The sequence below is a fragment of the Sinosporangium album genome (genome assembly GCF_900100605.1).
In the GTDB taxonomy this organism is placed as follows: Bacteria; Actinomycetota; Actinomycetes; order Streptosporangiales; family Streptosporangiaceae; genus Sinosporangium; species Sinosporangium album.
In genome coordinates, this window is the sequence record NZ_FNCN01000036.1 from 46,043 (window position 1) to 62,497 (window position 16,455).

The following is a 16,455-nucleotide window of genomic DNA, read 5'->3' on the forward strand; positions in this document are numbered from 1 at the left end:
TCAGGGACGGCCGGGGGAGAAAGCGCGGGCGCCTTCGGCCCAGGTGCGGTCGAGGTCTGAGCCTTCGGGGTAGCGGCCGTCGAGTTCGAGGATGACCATGCCGTGGGCGAAGGACCAGAGGGCTTGGGCGAGGTGGGGTTCGCCGACGGCGAGGAAGAAGGGGCTGCCGGCCCACTCTTCGAGGCCGGGGGCGAGACGCTTGCGGGGAAGGGGGCCGGAGGTGGCCAGGCGGTAGAGGGCGGGGTTGGCGAGGGCGTGGTGCCGGTAGGCGGAGAGAAGTGTCTCTATCGGGCTTGAAGGGGGGCCTTCGTCGGTCGGCACGTCGGCGGTGAGGGTTTGGGCGGGGAAGTCGGGAGCGGCGGCGATAGGTTCCAGGGCGGCGGTGACCGGTGTGGCGGAACTGGGGTCGGTGGGTGAGGGGCACGTTGACGCTTCTTGGGAGTCGGCGCTGGGGCCTGCGGGCGTCGTGACGGCGGTGTGGAGGGCTTGGCCGAGCTCGGCGAGGCCGCGTTCGATGAGGGCCACTTCGACGGCGGCCTTGTCGGGCAAATGCTTGTAGAGGGAGGGGGCGCGGATGCCGAGGCGTTCGGCCAGGGCGCGCATGGTGAGCGAGTCGGGTCCTTGCTCCTCAAGGAGGGCCCGGGCCGCGGTCACGATCTCGGTGGCGCGCGGGGACAGGGGGCTGGGCTCGGGATGGCTGCTCACGTGACCATCCTCTCAGCCCGTTCCTTGAGAGCGGAGTTCATCGCCGCGAACTCGTCCGCGACGTCGAGTGCTTTTCCGGCGAACGGCACGAAAGCACCGGTGAAGGTCTCACCGTGGACGAGACGGCTGCGGCCGTCGCCGAGGTCTTCGATCACGAAGTAGTGCTCGCCGTCCACAATGCCGGGCACCAGAACGCGGCCGAGCCAGCGCAACTCGCGCCCGGGGGAGGCGGACAGGACAGTGGGCGAGAACCCTGTCGTTCTTCCTCCGATGCTGAGCTGATTGATGAGCGTGGCACCGGTTTCAGCACGGCCTCTGACGCTGACGATGAACGGGTTCCAATCGGGGTAGGCGTCGAACCGTGTCAGAACCTCCCACACCCGGCGCGGGGACGCGTCCACCTCGATCTCGGTGCGGACCTCGTGGGGACGGGCGAGGGTCCACACGTGGAGCGCGGCTAGGGCCGCGACCAGCGCGGCGGCGCTCGTGAGCACGACGACAAGAAGGGAAGACATGGGCTCCTCCTGGGCTAACGTTGTTAGCCAGACTCTAAGCTAACCCTGTTAGCCGTGCAAGTCTGGGAGTTCTTTCAGTGTTGTTGTGGCACTTGGTGATCAAATGCAAGCAAGCGGTTACCTTGCACCAAACCGAGATCACGATGAAAGGCAGCTCCCATGCGCTCTGCACGACGTGTCGCCGCTGTCCTGGTGCTTGCCGCCTCCCTGGGTTGCCTGACCGCCCCCGCGGCCATGGCCCAGGCCAACCCCGACCCCGTCGCCGGCCTGCTCGCCGGCCTCCTCGGTATTGTCGGCGGCCACGGTGGTCCGCCGATCTCGATCAATCCCCAATAGTCGTCGCCGGCCGCCGTCGCCTCCCGCAGGCAGGGCGCCGGCCTGAGCAGCGAGGGGCTGGAGTCGACCCGGCCGTCCCGACCGAAGGGACGGCCGGGTCGTCTGCTTCTCGTCGTCCTGGTTTCCCTTCGGCTGCGCGGAGTCGGGGGCCCGCGGGAAGTCCCGGGCCGTGGGAACGGACGTCCACCCCCGGGAAGGTGTCCGCTGCGGGCACATCCGTCGGCAGGAGGCCTCGCCTGCGTGGACATCTGCCCGCGCACACTCCCGGCCCATGGCAATCGCCTCCGGTCGTAGCGGGGCGAGCGCGGCGGGGCGCGCCCGACATGCCTCTCGGCTAGGCAGTTGACAGGGTGTCGCCAACTGGGGGCTCGGTGCAGGCTGTGCGCGCCGACGGTCGGCCCGGGGCACGTGGTCGGGGGTGTGGTGTGGGTGTGCGTTGGCTTGAGTGGGGACGTCAGGGGTTGATTTGGATTGGCCGGATTTCGTGCCTGGTGAGGCTCTATATGGATTGGGGAGACACGGTGCGGGCTATCCCATGTCGCGGTTTTCATGCACTCCTGGTAATCGCTTTAGTTATCAACTAATCACGGAGAGTTATCCTCGGTTGAGAAAGTGATCACCCCGAAAGGCAGATTTCCCATGCGTTCTGCACGACGTGTCGCCGCGACCTTCCTCCTCGCCGCCGCGGTGAGCGGGTTCGCCGCCCCCGCGGCGATGGCCGCCGCTCCGAGCAACCCGGACCCGGTCTCCGGCCTGGTCGGAGGGCTCCTCGGCGGTGTCGGCGGCGGCAACCCGCTGTCCCCGGTAACGGGTCTGGTCGGCGGTGCGACGGGTGGCGACGCTCTCGCTCCCGTCACGGGTCTGGTGGGCGGTGCCACGGGCGGCGTCACCGGCGGCGGCGACCCGCTCTCCTCGGTCACCGGTTTGGTCGGCGGTGCGACGGGTGGCGACGCTCTCGCTCCCGTCACGGGTCTGGTGGGCGGTGCCACGGGCGGCGTCACCGGCGGCGGCGACCCGCTCTCCTCGGTAACGGGTCTGGTCGGCGGTGCGACCGGTGGCGACGCTCTGGCCCCCGTCACGGGTCTGGTCGGCGGTGCCACGGGCGGTGACGCTCTCTCCCCGGTAACGGGTCTGGTCGGTGGCGCGACGGGTGGCGACGCTCTGGCTCCCGTCACGGGTCTGGTCGGCGGCGCGACCGGCGGCGCCGGCGCGATCGCTCCGGTCACCGGCATGATCGGCGGCTGATCTAGACGCTGATCGGATGCCCGGGCGTGCCGACACGGCGGCGCCCGGGCATCCGCGTCTCCAAGGCCTGAACGCGCGCACATGCCGATCCCGAAAAGGTGGCCGAAGGCTACGCGACGACCAGTGCGCCTCCCCTACCCTCACCGCATGACCAGGAACTCCCACTGCTCCTTCTGCGGTACGGCTTTCGCCTCCGATCTGCCCTGGCCGCGCACGTGCGGCGGCTGCGGGAACACCAGCTACGTCAACCCTCTGCCCGTCGCGCTCATGGTGCTGCCGGTGAACGACTCCCTTCTCGTGGTGCGCCGCGGAGTCGCTCCCCACATCGGCGGGCTCGCGCTACCAGGCGGCTTCATCGACGTGGGTGAAAGCTGGCAGCAGGCCGCCGCCAGGGAGTTGCGCGAGGAGACCGGGATCGTGGTCGACGACGCGGGTGTGAGCCTTTTCGACGTGTTGAGCGCCCCAGACGGCACCGTGCTGGTGTTCGGCCTGGGGCCGCGGCTGCACGCCAACGAGCTGCCGCCGTTCACGCGCACGGCGGAGGCGTCGGAGCGCATGCTGATCGACGGGCCGAGAGAGCTGGCGTTTCCCCTGCACACCCGGATCGCCGAGCGGTTCTTCGCCGACGTGATGCCCGGCCGCTGAAGCCTGGCCGACAGCGGCCGGACAGGTGGAGATCGGAGGGGCCGGCCCACCAGGCCGACTCTCACCCCGCAGGCGTCTTCGACAAGCGGGTCAGCGGGCCGTCGGCACCATCGTCCCCCAACGATCCCGCCGCTTGGTCATCTCGAAAGCCTCCCGGATGTCCTCCAACGCCCTGCGCGCCGCCACCACGGGCCGCGCCTTCCCGTTGGCTGGCAGTCCCAGCCCGTCGCGCACGTCGGCGTGGTCCGCCGCCCTCCCCGACGAGGTGATCAAGATGGCCGCCGGGGTGCGCGCCTTCAGCGCCTTCAAGGTCCCCGGTCCGGAGCCCCGCAGGGGGTGCGTGTCCGCGTGCGCGCGGGGATTGTGCTTGGATTGTATCCAAACACTGGATACTCGATCGGGTCCTGACAGGACCCTCAACCGGAGGGGCGGAACCCCCATGGTGGTGCGCAAGGCAAGTGCGTCGGCAGAGCTTACGTTCGCCGATGTGGTCGGGCGTGCAGCCGGCGGTTACAAGACCGTCGGTCAAATGGCCTATGACATCATCCGCGAATGCATCATCACCGGAGTGCTCGCTCCGGGTGAGCATCTTCGCCAGGAAGAGCTGGCTGAGCGCATCGGTGTATCCCGAATACCGATTCGTACCGCTCTGATGCAGCTTGAGGCGGAAGGTCTGGTCTCCTTCCATCCGCACAAGGGCGCGGTGGTCCGCACGCTCACCGTCGAGCAGGTCCGCGAGATCTACGAGCTGCGGGTGCTCCTCGAAGTCCACGCCCTCCGCAAGTCGATCGCACGCATGACCTCGGCCCGCGCGGCCCGCCTCCGCGAACTCGGCACCGCTCTCGACGAACCGCACGTCAGCACGTCCCTCGTCGACGAGCGGGTCGCGTTCTACCGCGAGCTCTACGACGCCGAGGAGAACCCCACCACCGTCGAGATCATCGAAGACCTGCGCAACTCCGTCGGGCGCTACCTGCTCGCCCTGCGCGTCGACCACGGCGCCGGCGGACACCGCGAGCTCGCCCGCCTCGCCTCCCGCGGCGCCGCCGACGCCGCCGCCACCCACCTGCGCGACCACCTCGAACACGTCTGCCGGCGCATCATCGAGGTGCTCTCCTCCGAGGAGGCCGAGGCCGACCCGCTGCCCACCCCCAAGCGCCGCCGCAGGAAGACCCCCGCCGCCTGACCGGTCCGGTCGGCCTCAGCGCCGCCCCGCCTCCGTCCCCGCCGTCGCCGGGCCCATGCTCGCCACGAACGGGGTTGGCGCCAAGTCCAGATCGACTGCTGCGACATCAACCCCGAGCAGGTCGTACGGCTAATGCTCATGTCCGTGCAGCGGCACAGCGATGAAGGGTAATCCGTGCTGGGAGCACTCACAGTCAACATCGGGGCCGCCTCGCGAGGTCGCGCCGAAAGGATTCTTCACTGGCTCTCCCGTCAGCCGGACGATGTATTCCTCCTGACGGAAACCAGCTCCGGAGACGGCACCGCTTACCTGCTGAAGCAGTTCGCACATGCCGGCTTCGCCGTCGTACATACTCCCGGCACGGAACGCGACCGGGGTGCCGCCCTGGTCAGCCGTGTTCCAATCCTGCCCCTCGAGGGCACGCCGTTCGATCGGGTAAGCCTGCCCGGCAGGGTGGCACTGGCCGCGCTCGACACCGATCCGGCCACATGGTTTGTGAGCGTCTACGTGCCGAGCAGAGACCGCAGTGAGGCGAAGACCAGCCGCAAGGAGGCGTTCATCACCTCCTTTCTAGCCGCGCTCGCTGAGCTGCCCATCCATCAGCACGATCACTTGGTGATCGGCGGCGACTACAACGTGATCTCCGTTGATCACCAACCGCGACACTCCGGCTTCCTGCCGTTCGAGTTCGGTCTGCTAGACACGCTCGACAAGCGCGGATTCGTTGATGCTCATCAAACCTGCTTTCCCGGAGAACAGGCTCATAGTTGGATCGGCCGAACCGGGGACGGATATCGCTTGACTACATGCATGTGGGCAGAGCGTTGGCCGACGGCATCGACTCCTGCGCATACCTGCATGAGACACGACGCACCGGAATGACGGATCACGCGGCGGTCCGGCTGAAACTCAAGGTGAAATCCGCTTCTCTACAGTGCGGAGATCCCATAGGACCGGGGACGATCAGCCTGTTTTAACCGATCACGCGGAGGCGGAGGCGGCGCGCACCAAGGTGTCGTAGGTGTCGGTCACGCGGCGCAGTTCCAGTCCCAGCGACCGGGCGAAGCCGTCCAGAGTCCGTTGCACTTCGACACCGGACATGCCCGGGGGAACCTTGCGTTCCAACTCCACGAACACCCCGGCATGCTCGACGTCGTCGACGCAGACCGTCACTTCACCCCATGTCGCGGTGCGACGCTCCTTCACGATGCGCACAGTCGGCCGGAAGCCCATGGCGATGATGGCATGGTGCATCTGCTCGCGGTCGGCGACCTCGGTCTCGTACTCCAGGCAGGAGAGCTCGTTGTCCATCGGCCTCTTCAGCGTGAAAAGATGCCTGCCGCCCTCGGTGCGCAGTCTGGCGAAGGCCACACCGATCTTGCTGAGTCCGTAGTTCCAACCCGCCTCCGCGTATGCCTGATCGTCCTGCCGTACGGCGCAAGCCGGCAGAACGCCCCGCTGCGCCAAGGCGCTCAACAACGCGGTGAGATCGGCCACCTGGTATTTGACCTCGACCTCTTGCGTCTCGAACATCACATATCCCTCGTCGGTGGCTCCAAGACGCGGGTAGCTTATCGAGGTGTCTACCGACGGGACGCGGATGCGCAATGGCCTCGGCCGCCCCATCAGATTCTCCCGAGGGGACCGTCGCCTTCAGGCGGCGGCGGAATCGGGAGCTGGAGGGCCGCCAAGGCCCGGGCGTGCCCTGACCTGTCCGGTCCGCGCGTCTGAGGTCTGCGGTCTTGGGCGTGTCGGATGCGCGGCGGCGTCATGATGACCGGGTGACCCGCCAGGCACGCACCTCCCCGGGTGCGGCGTACGACCTCGGCCACCCCCTCGTGCGGTGCCCGGGGTGCCGCCGCCCGGTCCTCCGCGGGCGCGTGAGGACGCGCCCGCAGGAAGGGACCGGTGCCGAGGCCGGCGGGCACGGCCGGCGGGTCGCGGCGCTTGAGGTGGTGCCCGGCCGCGTGCGTCCGCTGGTCAAGGCGCAGCCGGAGAACCCGCCGCCGTTTGCGGTCGACCGGTTCGAAGGGTCGACCTCCCGCCACCCTCGCGTCGAGGTCCCGCATCCGCGTTCCCGACCGTCCGCACCGCGGTCGCGGTCCTGCTCCGCTGCCGGTGCCGTGTCCGCGCAGGCGGTGCGGCGCCGCACCGGGACGGGGTGCGGGCGGCCGTCCGGGGGTGGTGGCCGTGCGTAGGTCGTTCAAGTTCCTGATGCGCCCGACCTGGCACCGGCAGATCGCGCTCGCCGCCTGTCTGGAGGACCACCGGGAGCTGTACAACGCGGCGCTGGAGCACCGCCGCACCGCCTACCGCAAGGCGGGCGTGACGGTCCGATACGGCGACCAGTCCGCCGAGCTCAAGCACATCCGGGCCGGCGACCCCGGCGGGCAGGGCCGCTGGTCGTTCTCCCCCTGGCAGGCCACCCTGCGCCGCCTGGACAAGGCGTTCAAGGCAGGAGGCGGAGGAGTCACGTACTTTCATTACGGTCGTGGCCCTAGCTGATCGCAGCGGTCGTCGGCATCTGCGTACTAGCCGACGAACTTCCTTGCGAGGTCCCGTGCCCATTGCACGACCTTGGCCGCCTGATCACCGGTGACGGGTGCGCCAGGCATCCGGCTCAGGTTCTCCACCTGCTCGGCGAAGCGCAGGTACTCCCGATGAGCGTGTTCTCGACAGGCGAGACAGGTGACGCTTTCCGGATGAGGCGAGGTCATCGCATAGCGCACCTGGAGTCCACAACCGGTGGTCACGACACTCGGCGCGTCGGCCGCGCGCCCCAACGATGATGCGATGAGGTTGCGGTAGTCGGCACCGGCCTGCATCACCTTCTGCTCGATGTGCACATGTGGATCGGTCTCGCTCATCTGCATCCGGACCTCTATCCGAGTCATCCTGAAATACCCTATTGGCTTGATGTGCTCGCCGGAGCGCACTATAGAGCACATTTCGCTCTAAACTGGGATGCGTGTTTTCCGGCTAAAGAGCCAGCCCGTTCATGGTGAGACCTTGTTGTCCGATGGTCGCGTGTTCTGCGGGCCGGGTGACGGTCAGAGGCCGATAGCGCCGGCGTCCGCCTGGAGTATGCGTTCGTGCCACCGCCGCAGTTCGCGGCTCGGCTCGACGCCGAGTTCCTCGGCGAGGGCGCGGCGGGTGTCTTCGAAGACGTGGAAGGCGTCGGCCTGCCGCCCGTTCCGGTAGAGCGCGAGCATGTGCAGGCCGCGCAGACGCTCGTTCAAGGGGTGGTGGCGGGCGAGGGCGGCGACATCGCTCAGCACCTCGGTGTGGCGGCCCAGCTCCAGCATCACGTGGACCCGCTCCTCCAGCGTGATGAGCCGCAGCTCGTCGAGCCGGGCCCGCGCGGCTTCGGCGAACGGCCCCGGCGTGCCGAGGATCGACGCGCCGCGCCAGAGGGCCAGCGCGGCGTCGTACAGGCGCAGCGCCGGCTCGTGTTCGCCTGCCGTACGCCTGCCTCTGGCCTGCGCCAAGGTGGCCTCGAAGCGGCGGGAGTCGAGCTGCTCGCGGCCGAGCCTGAGCAGGTAGCCGGGAGGGGTGGTGACCAGGAGGTCTCCGGTGAGGAGACGTCTCAGCGCCGTGACATAGGTGTGGACGTTGCTCCTGGCCGCGGAGGGAGGGCGGTGACCCCAGATCGCGTCGATCAACTCGTCCCTGGAGATAACTTCATGGGAGCGAATGGCGAGAATGACGAGAAGAGCCCGCGCTTTGGGGGGGCTGACGCTTATCGCGTGTTCGCCGTGCTGGATGGCGACTGATCCTAAAATGTTGATGTTGAGATCGCCCACGATATCCCCCATCATTTCCCCCGTGATGGATGGCATCCACGCACCAGGATTATCTAGGCATTATTGACTTTATGTCAACCATTTGATGCTCTCCGGCGTCAGGCGATGGGGTGACGGGGCGATTCCTGATCCGGTTGAGATGATTGCCCGGATTTATGAGTAAATCTCCGCGTGATTCGTGCCCGGTCGGCAGTGTCTCTGTTGACAGCGATTCCATTCTCTGGGCCGGATTGCTCGATTCACAGGCGCGGGCGGGTTTCGGTCGCACCGTATACGGATTTTCGGGTGCCGGGTGTACTTGGTCGCGCAGTATTTGGACGAATGAGGGGTCGTACGGGGCATGTGGTGATTCTGTGGCGTTGCTGTGGAGCCGTCGGGGAGGCTCTTACGGGGGCACGTGTTGACAGGGGCCGGGGCAAGCCCCAATCGCTAGCCGACAGCAATTGTTATGACGTTCCGTCGTCATCAACGGGGGAGGGGATTGGTGTTCACCTATTTCTGCTGACTCACGGTGCATGTGTCATGACAACAGATGACGGATAGCGGCATGGAGGATTCATGTCTCACGCGAGACTCTCAACGCTGAGCACCACGCCATCAGGACCAACCGGTGCCGAACGGCTCTCGCTGGACGGGGCCGTACTCACCAGGCGCACCTCCCTGTCCCTCCCGGAGCGGATGCCGCTGGAGGACTGGAAACGGGTGGGCCGACAGCTCACCTGCATCAACGACTCGTCGACCTGGTGGCTCGGCGACTGGCTCGTCTACGGGCGCGAGGTCTACCCCGACCGATACCGGCGGGCCATCGAAGACACCGCGCTCGACTACCAGACGCTACGGAACTACGCGTGGATCGCCGGCCGGTTCCTCAAACATCGCCGGCGGCCCGCCCTGAGCTTCCAGCACCACGCCGAGGTGGCCGCCCTCGCCGACCACCTCCAGGACATGTGGCTCGACCGGGCCGAACAGCACGGCTGGTCGCGCAACACCCTGCGCACCCACATCCGGCGGGACCGCGGCCTGGTGCCGATGACCATCACCGCCGTCGTGCAGATCCGCATGGACATCGCCGTCGAGCAGAAGCGGCTCTGGCAGGACGCCGCGGAGCGCACCCACAGCGAGCTGCGCGAGTGGATGGTCGAGGTCCTCAACGAGGCGGCCCGCCGCGAGGCGGCGCCGGAACCGGCTCCCCTGCCCGTGAGGCAGGCGGGCTGAACACGGGCGGGCCGGCCACCGCGATCGACGGCGTGACGGTCGTCGAGCGGGGCCGCCCGCACCGTTCGCCCCCCACGGGCTGAGCGCGCGTCCAGCACGGGGGAGATGTACGGCGGGGGCGGGCTTTTCAGGCTGTGCCGTACGCTCTGGGCGGGAGCGATCACCCCCTCCGCACACGCGTTACCACACATAGGTAAACTGGCTTGGCCACATGACCCCCGCCCCCGAGCTTCGGCGACGAGGTCCGTGTGGGGGTGGGGAAACCGGCCTTCCCGTGTGGCCTTCATGCGCCCCGACGATGACGCACGCCCTCTCCCTCGCGCGGGCTCAGCCGAGCCGATCGAGAGAGACCGCGCATGATCAACCGCCGTGCCCCCGTCGTCGCCGGACTCATGCTCAGCGCGGCGCTCGCCGCGATCGACGCCACCATCGTGGCGACGGCCGTGCCCGCCATCGTGCGCGACCTCGGCTCGTTCTCCCTGTTCCCGTGGGTAATCGCCTCCTACATGCTCACGCAGGCCGTGTTCACCCCGATCTATGGCCGCCTCGCCGACGTCTACGGGCGCAAACCGCTGCTGATCATCGGCATGGGCATCTTCTTGATCGGCTCCCTCCTGGCAGGGGTCGCCTGGAGCATGCCCGTGCTCATCCTGGCCCGGGCGATCCAGGGCATCGGTGCCGGAGCCATCCAGCCGATCACCCAGGTGCTCGCCGCCGACATGTACCCCTTAGAGGAACGAGGCCGTATCAGCGGCCTCCTCTCGTCCGTCTGGGGCGTCTCCGCCCTGATCGGCCCCGCCCTCGGCGGCGTCCTGTCCGAGCTCGTGTCCTGGCGCTGGATCTTCCTCATCAAACTCCCCCTGGGCGTCGCCGCCATCGTCGTCGTGACGCTCTGGCTCAAGGAGTCCTTCCAGCGGCGCCCCCACCGCCTCGACCTGCTCGGCACCGTGCTCCTCATGGTCGGCGTCGTCGCCACCATGCTCGGCCTCCAAGAGTCGTCCTACCTGCTCGCCATCGCCGGCTTCGCCAGCCTCGTCGCCTTCGGCTGGTGGGAGACCCGCGCCGCCGAACCCCTCATCCCCCCGTGGGTGTGGCGTGACCGCGTCACCCTCAGCGCCTTCCTCAGCGGCCTCATCGTCGGCATGATCCTCATCGGCCCCGCCGTCTACCTGCCCACCTTCGCCCAGGCCGTCCTCGGCGCCGGCGCCATCGCCGCCGGCTTCGCCCTCGCCGTCCAATCCATCGGCTGGCCCCTCGCCTCCGGCCTGTCCGGCCGCCTCTACATGCGTATCGGCTTCCGCGACACCGCCCTCGCCGGCCTTGTCCTCATCGGCATCTCAGCCCTCATGTTCACCCGCCTCGACGCCGACTCGCCCCTCGTCTACGCGGGCCTGTGCACTTTCGTGAACGGCGCCGGCCTCGGCCTCGTCTCCAGCTCCATGCTCATCGGCGCCCAGGTCGGCGTCCCCCGCGAACAACGCGGCACCGTCACCGGCAGCGTCCTCTTCTTCCGCCTCGCCGGCGGCGCCCTCGGCGCCTCCGTCCTCGCCGCCGTCGCCAACCGCTCCCTCGCCGCCCACCTCGACGGCACCGGCTACACCTCCATCGACGACGCCGCCCAAGCCCTGGAGAACGGCGGCGGCGAAGCCGTACGGCAGGCCCTCGCCGCCTCCGTCCACAACGTCTTCCTCGCCCTCATCGTCCTCGCCGTCCTCGGCGTCCTCGCGGTGCTGGTCATGCCCCGCAAATTCGACCACCGCTCGTGAACATCAACCGGGCTGCCAGCATGCCTGTTGATTCTGACGGCCGCCCGCGCCTGGGGACTTCTGCGCGAGCTGGAGAGAACGGGGATCCCCGTGCTCGCGGACAATGCGTACCAGAGGGCAAGAGCCCGATCGGCCGCTCCTTACAAAGAGGAGGGACGAGCCGGAGTCGCAGAGGCGGACCGACCGGTCGCATGCGCGTCTTCGCGGTCCGGGTGAGTGGGTGAACGCGCAGCTTAAGAGCTGGCGTATCCTCTGGAGGCTCCGCTGCAGCTCTGGCCAGGCCGGACACATGTGCAAGGCCGTCGGCGTTCTTCAGAATCACCGGGTCGCGCGAGGATGAAATGGGGTTCACTCCCAGGCGTGCCTATGCTGGGCGCACAGTTGGAATCCGCCACGGTCCAGGGCTTCATGTTTGCGCTTGCGTGCCCTCACAAGCCCCAGGCGGACTCACGGAACTGCCGTATCGCTGACGCGGTCGTCACCCACTCGGAGATTCGATTCCCGTCCTCGTCGACTTGACGGTGAGGCTCTACGTACCGCCACGGCTCTCGCGGGTCGAACGGTTCATCGAGCTCATCCAGGATGATGAGCGGACTCTGGATGTGGATCACATCCCCGTCTCGATAAATTGGCCAGCAGGAGATGAAATTACTGACGGCGGGATCAGTGATCGAAGCAATGAGGCAAGAGGTCGCATTCTCGGAACCTTCGATTTCCTCCAGCGCACTCTCCCAGCTTCGACGGTATTCATCAATAGACCAGAAGCTCAGATCCATCAGGAATGTCTCCGTGAAGCTGCCGATTCTGATCCTCGCGACAGCCTTGGAGGATGACGAGGTCGCGCCTTCCGGAACCGGGTCGTTGATCAATTCGATGGAGAATCCATCATTCCTTGAGGTAGTTGAGATCTGGGTCATAGGTTCCGATCCGTTGCCCTTTACGGTTGAACATCTTCCAGTCATCCGTTACGTTATGGCCATCGACATCAGGCGTGATGTAGTTCTTTCCGTTGAAGAAGACGACCTGGCCATGCGAATTGAACGGCGCCTTCTGCGCGGGAATTCTTGTTTTATACCCAAGTGCACCGGCCCGATCTGTCACGGTCTTGGCGTAGACCTCTCGGTTTTGCCGACTGCGCTTAGCCACCGAGTCCGGATGGTAGGGGTCACCCTTGAGCGCAGGGGAAGAGGTATAGCCCTTGGGAAGGTCACAGTTGCTGTTGTGAACGAGGACCGGTGTGGTACCCGCCAGTACATAGTGAGCCTTTTTCATCCCCATTGAGGGAAGGGCACGTCACAACATGATCACGATGCTAAAGAACCGCCCTTGAAGCAGAGAAGCCCCTGGTGTGTGTCACGAACGTTGAGGGAGGCTTGATGTAGGGAGAGCTTCTTGATGCGGTGCTGCGTGGAAGATGAAGGATGGTGGCCCTTCGGAGTCGTCCTGCGGGGGAAGGCTTCAAACCGCCCACTGCCGCATTGGCTGAAGACCGTTGTGGTAAGCGATGTGGGAAAAGGTGTCGTAAGAGGCATCAGGTGGGGATCGGGAAGACGAACGCAAGTGAATCGCTGATGACGTGTCGAAAGCTTTTCGGGTGACATCGAAACCGAGGCGTATCAGGAGTCTCGGGATGAGCCTGGCGGGTGCCCGCCTACTGGCCAGGTGGTGTCCGGCATATAGGCGACGTGAGTCCGATCTGCTGCTTTCGCGTGGAACGTGAGAAGGCGTGCCCCGATAGTGCCGTCCTGTTGGACGGCGAGAGGGAGACTCGCAACGACCTCTGCCACCACCGACCGCATGTCGTCGCACAGGCCGTCGGTGTCCCAGGCGTAAGGTCCCATGGATGGCCAGCTGGACAAGATCGTAGTTGAGGTGTCTTTCCGACCGACGGCGTCCCGCCGGTGGCGGGCAGGCCCGGTCGACCGCGAAGGTGCCCTGCGGCGCTGCTCGCGGATGAGGGCTACGACTCCGATCTCCAGCGGCGGGAGCTGCGAAATCGGGGGGTCACGCCGTTCGTCTCCCGCAAGGGTGAACCGAACATCGGCGGTATGGGCAGGCTTCTATATGTGATCGAGCAGACCCTGGCGCTGCTGCACCAGTTCAAGCGTCTGGCGGTTCGCTGGGAACGCCGCCTCGAACTGCATGACGCTTTTTCTCACTTGCCTGTTTTCTCGGCTGCTGGCGACGGCTGAAGAATCTTCGAACGTGATCGTGTTATAGGCTAGTGCCTTACCAGGCAGAAAGAAGCCGCCGTTGCCTTTGCCGCAATATAGGCAATCTATTTGGCGCCGACATTATGAGTGTCGGCGCCAAATATGGCCGTCGGAAATCCTAGCTTATCTCGGCTATGCTCCGTTCCATTGCCCACGCTAGATGGGAATTGCACTCGTACATCTCGGACACGCCTCTCAAGGCATTTATCAACTCTCTGCCTGGGCGTGTGTGGACATCTTCCACCAAGCCTGCTCTCAGTTCAGCGGAAAGCATGAGAAGTATTTCGTTTGCTCCAACGAGCAAATTTTTTTCGGATTCACGAAGTGCCTGATCGGGTCGATATACAGACCTAGTCGAGACCGCAACCCAGTAGCTTAGTCTTACAAGAAACTCACTTCTGCGATCGGACTCGAGAATCTCAGTTGCGGCGCTACCTGCCTCCATGGCCACTAGTCCCAGAATCCGTCTTCGGGAAGGCGTGGGTTGTGAGTTACGCGTGGTAATGAATCTACGTCATAGCCGCGATCCCTCAAAATCCTGACCCTTGTATTTCCTTGCATAATCGTCCCGTCCGGTTTTGCAGTCAGCGGCTCTGTGGCGCGTGGTGACAGCGAGTCGACTATATCAGCGGTCCTCTGTTTAGACCAATAATCCAGCGAACTCTTATTTAATGAACTGTCAGGATGCAGCTGCTTCAGGGGAGGGCGACCACGACCGGGTCCCGGACCCCTGACACCACCAATAAGCGTCATAGCTACATCGGGCCCTGTCGCCACACCCTTTGCGTGCGCCTTACGATCTAGAGAGCAGCCGCACTGGTATCCGTTTCGCTTCTTGATCTTTTCTATTGCTGATGGACTACTACCCGGGTAAGCAATACTATCCAACATTCCCGATACAGTCGCAAAGAACCCATTCACCGACTTGTGCACAGACCTTCTGAAGCGCTCTCTGCGCGCCTCCGGCGAATTGTCATGAACTCGCCTGTTTCGCCTGTCATAGTTGCGGTCTTTTTCGATCAGTCGACGGCGGACTGCCTCCCGCTCTGATTTTTGCTGCGCAGCTCTTTCCCGCTGCTTTTTGAGGTATGCGTTGTGCTTTTTCTCCGCGCGTAGCCAGGTCTTTGATTTCTTGGCGCCATTGGGGTGATGTGTCTTGGCGAAGGTGGCGTCGGACTTGCGGTTGCCCGTGTCGATACGCAGGCCGGTGGGGTCGGACATGCCGATCGGGTTGTTGCCGGCGTAGCTGTAGGGGTTGGCCCATTGGGGGATGCGCAGGTCGAGCAGCGGATCGGGGCTGATGAAGCGGGCGATCTCGGGGTCGTAGTAGCGGGCGGACAGGTAGGTGAGCCCGGTGGATGCGTCTTCGGTCTTGCCGAGGAATCCACGGTCGGTGAAGGGCAGGTCGTCGCCGCCTCGGCGTTTGCCGTACGGCAGGTGGCGTTCGCGGGAGACCGCGGCGGCGGGGGTGTCGGCGACGGCGAGTTGGGTGCTGCCGTGCAGGCCGGGGAGCAGCCAGGTGAGGCCGCCGGGTTCGCGCATGGCGACGGAGGTGCCGTCGGCTGCGGTGTAGTGGCGCTTGGCGGTGACGGTGCCGGCGGACAGTTCGAGTTCGGTGCCGCCGAGGTAGAGGGTGGTCTTGCCGCCGGGGTCGCGGCGGATGAGGCGTTCGCCTGAGGCGTCGTAGACCATGCTGGTGCTCTGGCCGCCGATGGTGGCGGAGGCGAGCCGTCCGGCGGGATCCCAGGTGAAGGTGCCGGCGGTTCCGCTCACGTTGCGGGCGGTGAGGTGGCCGCCGTTGTCGTAGCTGTAGGTGTCGGTGCCGGATGGGCGGGTGATGGAGGTGACGGCGTTGGGCCGGGCCGCTGCCGGGCTGGTGGGGTAGCTGTAGGTGGCGGTGGCGGTGCCGTCGGTCAGGGCGGTGACGTTGCCGACCGCGTCGTAGGCGTAGGTGTGGCTGTAGGGGTCGGGGCCGTGGCTGTCGGGGCCTGCGGCGCAGGTCGCGCCGGTGGTGGTGAAGGCGGTGGCCAGACGCAGCCGGGCGTCGTAGGTGTAGCACTCGGTCTGGCCGTCGGTGGTGCCGGGGATGGCGGAGGCGGCGTCCAGGACGCGGGTGATGTTGCCGGCGGCGTTGTAGGTGTAGCGGTCGTCCTGGCTGGTGGCAGGGCTGGCGGCGTCCGCTTTGGTGAGGGTGGTGACCTGCGAGGGCAGGCCGGTGGTGGTTTCGTAGGCGTGGTTTCGGCGCACCTGCCCGGCCGGGCCGTAGCGGCGCTCGGTGAGGCGTGCGGTTGGAGAGTAGAAGGTGTCTTTGACGTAGGTGGTGGTGCCACCGAGATTGGAGGTCAGCGCGTTGGAAAGACCCTGGTCGGTGTATGTCAGGGTGAGGGTTTCGGCGGATAGTCCGCCTGCGGCTGGAATGCCTTGTGCGGTTACGTTGCCAGCCTTGTCGTAGCCGGTGGTGAAGGTGTAGGTGCCGGCGAGGGCGCCTTCGACTGCGGGGATCGTGGCGGTGGACGATGTCGGCCGGTAGTCGTCGTCGGACCTACCCGCCGGAGGCGCATCAGAGCTGGCTGCATGTCGTCCAGCAGGTGTGGTTCACTGCCGATCATCGAGCAAGGCGCTACAGAAGGGAAGCGGTTTGTGAGATAGACGGCGATAAAATTGCCAACGAGTACAGCTTCCACTGTGCTCTCGGTGAGGCTGTGAATGGGCCTGGAGGATACTATGGCTCGAATTTGGATGCCCTCGACGACTGCCTGCGCGGAATTCGCGCCGGCGATATAGGATTTCAGCTCGTTTGGCGTGGGTTTTCGGAGAGTCAAAAGC

General features: G+C 66.0%; 20 protein-coding genes. 10 read left to right on the forward strand and 10 right to left on the reverse strand.

The window, feature by feature from the left end:
* Together BLQ73_RS34715 and BLQ73_RS26070 are read right to left on the reverse strand one after the other, a co-directional pair.
* A complete protein-coding gene (locus tag BLQ73_RS34715) occupies positions 1–705 on the reverse strand; it encodes a TetR/AcrR family transcriptional regulator (protein WP_275936322.1) in 705 nt (234 codons plus the stop codon).
* Entirely contained in the window at positions 702–1,220 is a 519-nt protein-coding gene (locus BLQ73_RS26070) for an SRPBCC domain-containing protein (RefSeq protein ID WP_093174393.1), read from the reverse strand. Before BLQ73_RS26070 ends, BLQ73_RS34715 begins: the two co-directional genes overlap by 4 nt.
* Before the next feature lie 159 nt (positions 1,221–1,379).
* Here BLQ73_RS26070 and BLQ73_RS32805 point away from each other — a divergent pair, with 159 nt between their 5' ends.
* The 3 genes from BLQ73_RS32805 to BLQ73_RS26080 all read left to right on the forward strand — a co-directional run bounded on the left by BLQ73_RS32805 (position 1,380) and on the right by BLQ73_RS26080 (position 3,446).
* Positions 1,380–1,556, forward strand: coding sequence for a hypothetical protein (locus BLQ73_RS32805; protein ID WP_176955687.1), 177 nt, complete (start codon positions 1,380–1,382; stop codon positions 1,554–1,556).
* A gap of 639 nt (positions 1,557–2,195) precedes the next feature.
* Positions 2,196–2,801 (forward strand): hypothetical protein, encoded by a 606-nt coding sequence (locus BLQ73_RS26075; protein WP_093174394.1) that lies wholly within the window; start codon positions 2,196–2,198, stop codon positions 2,799–2,801.
* A 147-nt stretch (positions 2,802–2,948) separates the two neighbouring features.
* A complete protein-coding gene (locus BLQ73_RS26080) occupies positions 2,949–3,446 on the forward strand; it encodes an NUDIX domain-containing protein (protein ID WP_093174416.1) in 498 nt (165 codons plus the stop codon).
* A gap of 90 nt (positions 3,447–3,536) precedes the next feature.
* Here the strand turns inward: BLQ73_RS26080 and BLQ73_RS32810 are convergent, their stop codons facing one another.
* Entirely contained in the window at positions 3,537–3,755 is a 219-nt protein-coding gene (locus BLQ73_RS32810) for a hypothetical protein (RefSeq protein ID WP_176955688.1), read from the reverse strand.
* A 220-nt stretch (positions 3,756–3,975) separates the two neighbouring features.
* Between BLQ73_RS32810 and BLQ73_RS32815 the strand changes: the two genes are divergently transcribed.
* Positions 3,976–4,632 (forward strand): GntR family transcriptional regulator, encoded by a 657-nt coding sequence (locus tag BLQ73_RS32815; RefSeq protein WP_176955689.1) that lies wholly within the window; start codon positions 3,976–3,978, stop codon positions 4,630–4,632.
* A 174-nt stretch (positions 4,633–4,806) separates the two neighbouring features.
* On the forward strand, positions 4,807–5,514 hold the full coding sequence (locus BLQ73_RS26090; RefSeq protein ID WP_093174398.1) for an endonuclease/exonuclease/phosphatase family protein: 708 nt from the start codon (positions 4,807–4,809) through the stop codon (positions 5,512–5,514).
* 99 nt (positions 5,515–5,613) lie between these two features.
* Here BLQ73_RS26090 and BLQ73_RS26095 read toward each other — a convergent pair whose 3' ends face one another.
* A complete protein-coding gene (locus tag BLQ73_RS26095; RefSeq protein ID WP_093174400.1) occupies positions 5,614–6,165 on the reverse strand; it encodes a class IV adenylate cyclase in 552 nt (183 codons plus the stop codon).
* A 92-nt stretch (positions 6,166–6,257) separates the two neighbouring features.
* The gene (locus tag BLQ73_RS32820) at positions 6,258–6,701 is read right to left on the reverse strand and encodes a hypothetical protein (protein WP_176955690.1); all 444 of its coding nucleotides are present in this window, start codon (positions 6,699–6,701) and stop codon (positions 6,258–6,260) included.
* 121 nt (positions 6,702–6,822) lie between these two features.
* Here BLQ73_RS32820 and BLQ73_RS26105 point away from each other — a divergent pair, with 121 nt between their 5' ends.
* Positions 6,823–7,137: a helix-turn-helix domain-containing protein gene (locus BLQ73_RS26105; RefSeq protein ID WP_245691418.1), complete on the forward strand. Its 315-nt coding sequence runs from the start codon at positions 6,823–6,825 to the stop codon at positions 7,135–7,137.
* A gap of 26 nt (positions 7,138–7,163) precedes the next feature.
* Here BLQ73_RS26105 and BLQ73_RS26110 read toward each other — a convergent pair whose 3' ends face one another.
* Entirely contained in the window at positions 7,164–7,499 is a 336-nt protein-coding gene (locus BLQ73_RS26110; protein WP_093174418.1) for a hypothetical protein, read from the reverse strand.
* 183 nt (positions 7,500–7,682) lie between these two features.
* On the reverse strand, positions 7,683–8,471 hold the full coding sequence (locus tag BLQ73_RS26115; RefSeq protein ID WP_093174404.1) for an AfsR/SARP family transcriptional regulator: 789 nt from the start codon (positions 8,469–8,471) through the stop codon (positions 7,683–7,685).
* 522 nt (positions 8,472–8,993) lie between these two features.
* On the opposite strand from BLQ73_RS26115, the gene BLQ73_RS26120 reads away from it, so the two are divergent.
* A complete protein-coding gene (locus BLQ73_RS26120) occupies positions 8,994–9,650 on the forward strand; it encodes an LmbU family transcriptional regulator (protein ID WP_176955691.1) in 657 nt (218 codons plus the stop codon).
* 356 nt (positions 9,651–10,006) lie between these two features.
* Positions 10,007–11,416, forward strand: a complete 1,410-nt coding sequence (locus tag BLQ73_RS26125; RefSeq protein WP_093174408.1) for an MDR family MFS transporter — start codon at positions 10,007–10,009, stop codon at positions 11,414–11,416.
* Between the two features lie 428 nt (positions 11,417–11,844).
* Here BLQ73_RS26125 and BLQ73_RS26130 read toward each other — a convergent pair whose 3' ends face one another.
* Both BLQ73_RS26130 and BLQ73_RS26135 read right to left on the reverse strand, forming a co-directional pair.
* Positions 11,845–12,333: a hypothetical protein gene (locus tag BLQ73_RS26130; RefSeq protein WP_245691420.1), complete on the reverse strand. Its 489-nt coding sequence runs from the start codon at positions 12,331–12,333 to the stop codon at positions 11,845–11,847.
* Positions 12,302–12,694 (reverse strand): toxin C-terminal domain-containing protein, encoded by a 393-nt coding sequence (locus BLQ73_RS26135; protein ID WP_093174410.1) that lies wholly within the window; start codon positions 12,692–12,694, stop codon positions 12,302–12,304. The genes BLQ73_RS26130 and BLQ73_RS26135 overlap by 32 nt, the downstream gene beginning before the upstream one ends.
* 788 nt (positions 12,695–13,482) lie before the next feature.
* On the opposite strand from BLQ73_RS26135, the gene BLQ73_RS34720 reads away from it, so the two are divergent.
* On the forward strand, positions 13,483–13,608 hold the full coding sequence (locus BLQ73_RS34720; RefSeq protein WP_275936323.1) for a hypothetical protein: 126 nt from the start codon (positions 13,483–13,485) through the stop codon (positions 13,606–13,608).
* 471 nt (positions 13,609–14,079) lie between these two features.
* On the opposite strand, the gene BLQ73_RS26140 is transcribed toward BLQ73_RS34720, so the two are convergent.
* Positions 14,080–15,876, reverse strand: a complete 1,797-nt coding sequence (locus tag BLQ73_RS26140) for an RHS repeat-associated core domain-containing protein (RefSeq protein WP_093174412.1) — start codon at positions 15,874–15,876, stop codon at positions 14,080–14,082.
* Between the two features lie 341 nt (positions 15,877–16,217).
* On the opposite strand from BLQ73_RS26140, the gene BLQ73_RS26145 reads away from it, so the two are divergent.
* Positions 16,218–16,455 (forward strand): barstar family protein (locus BLQ73_RS26145; protein ID WP_176955692.1); only part of this gene is annotated, 238 nt, incomplete at its 3' end.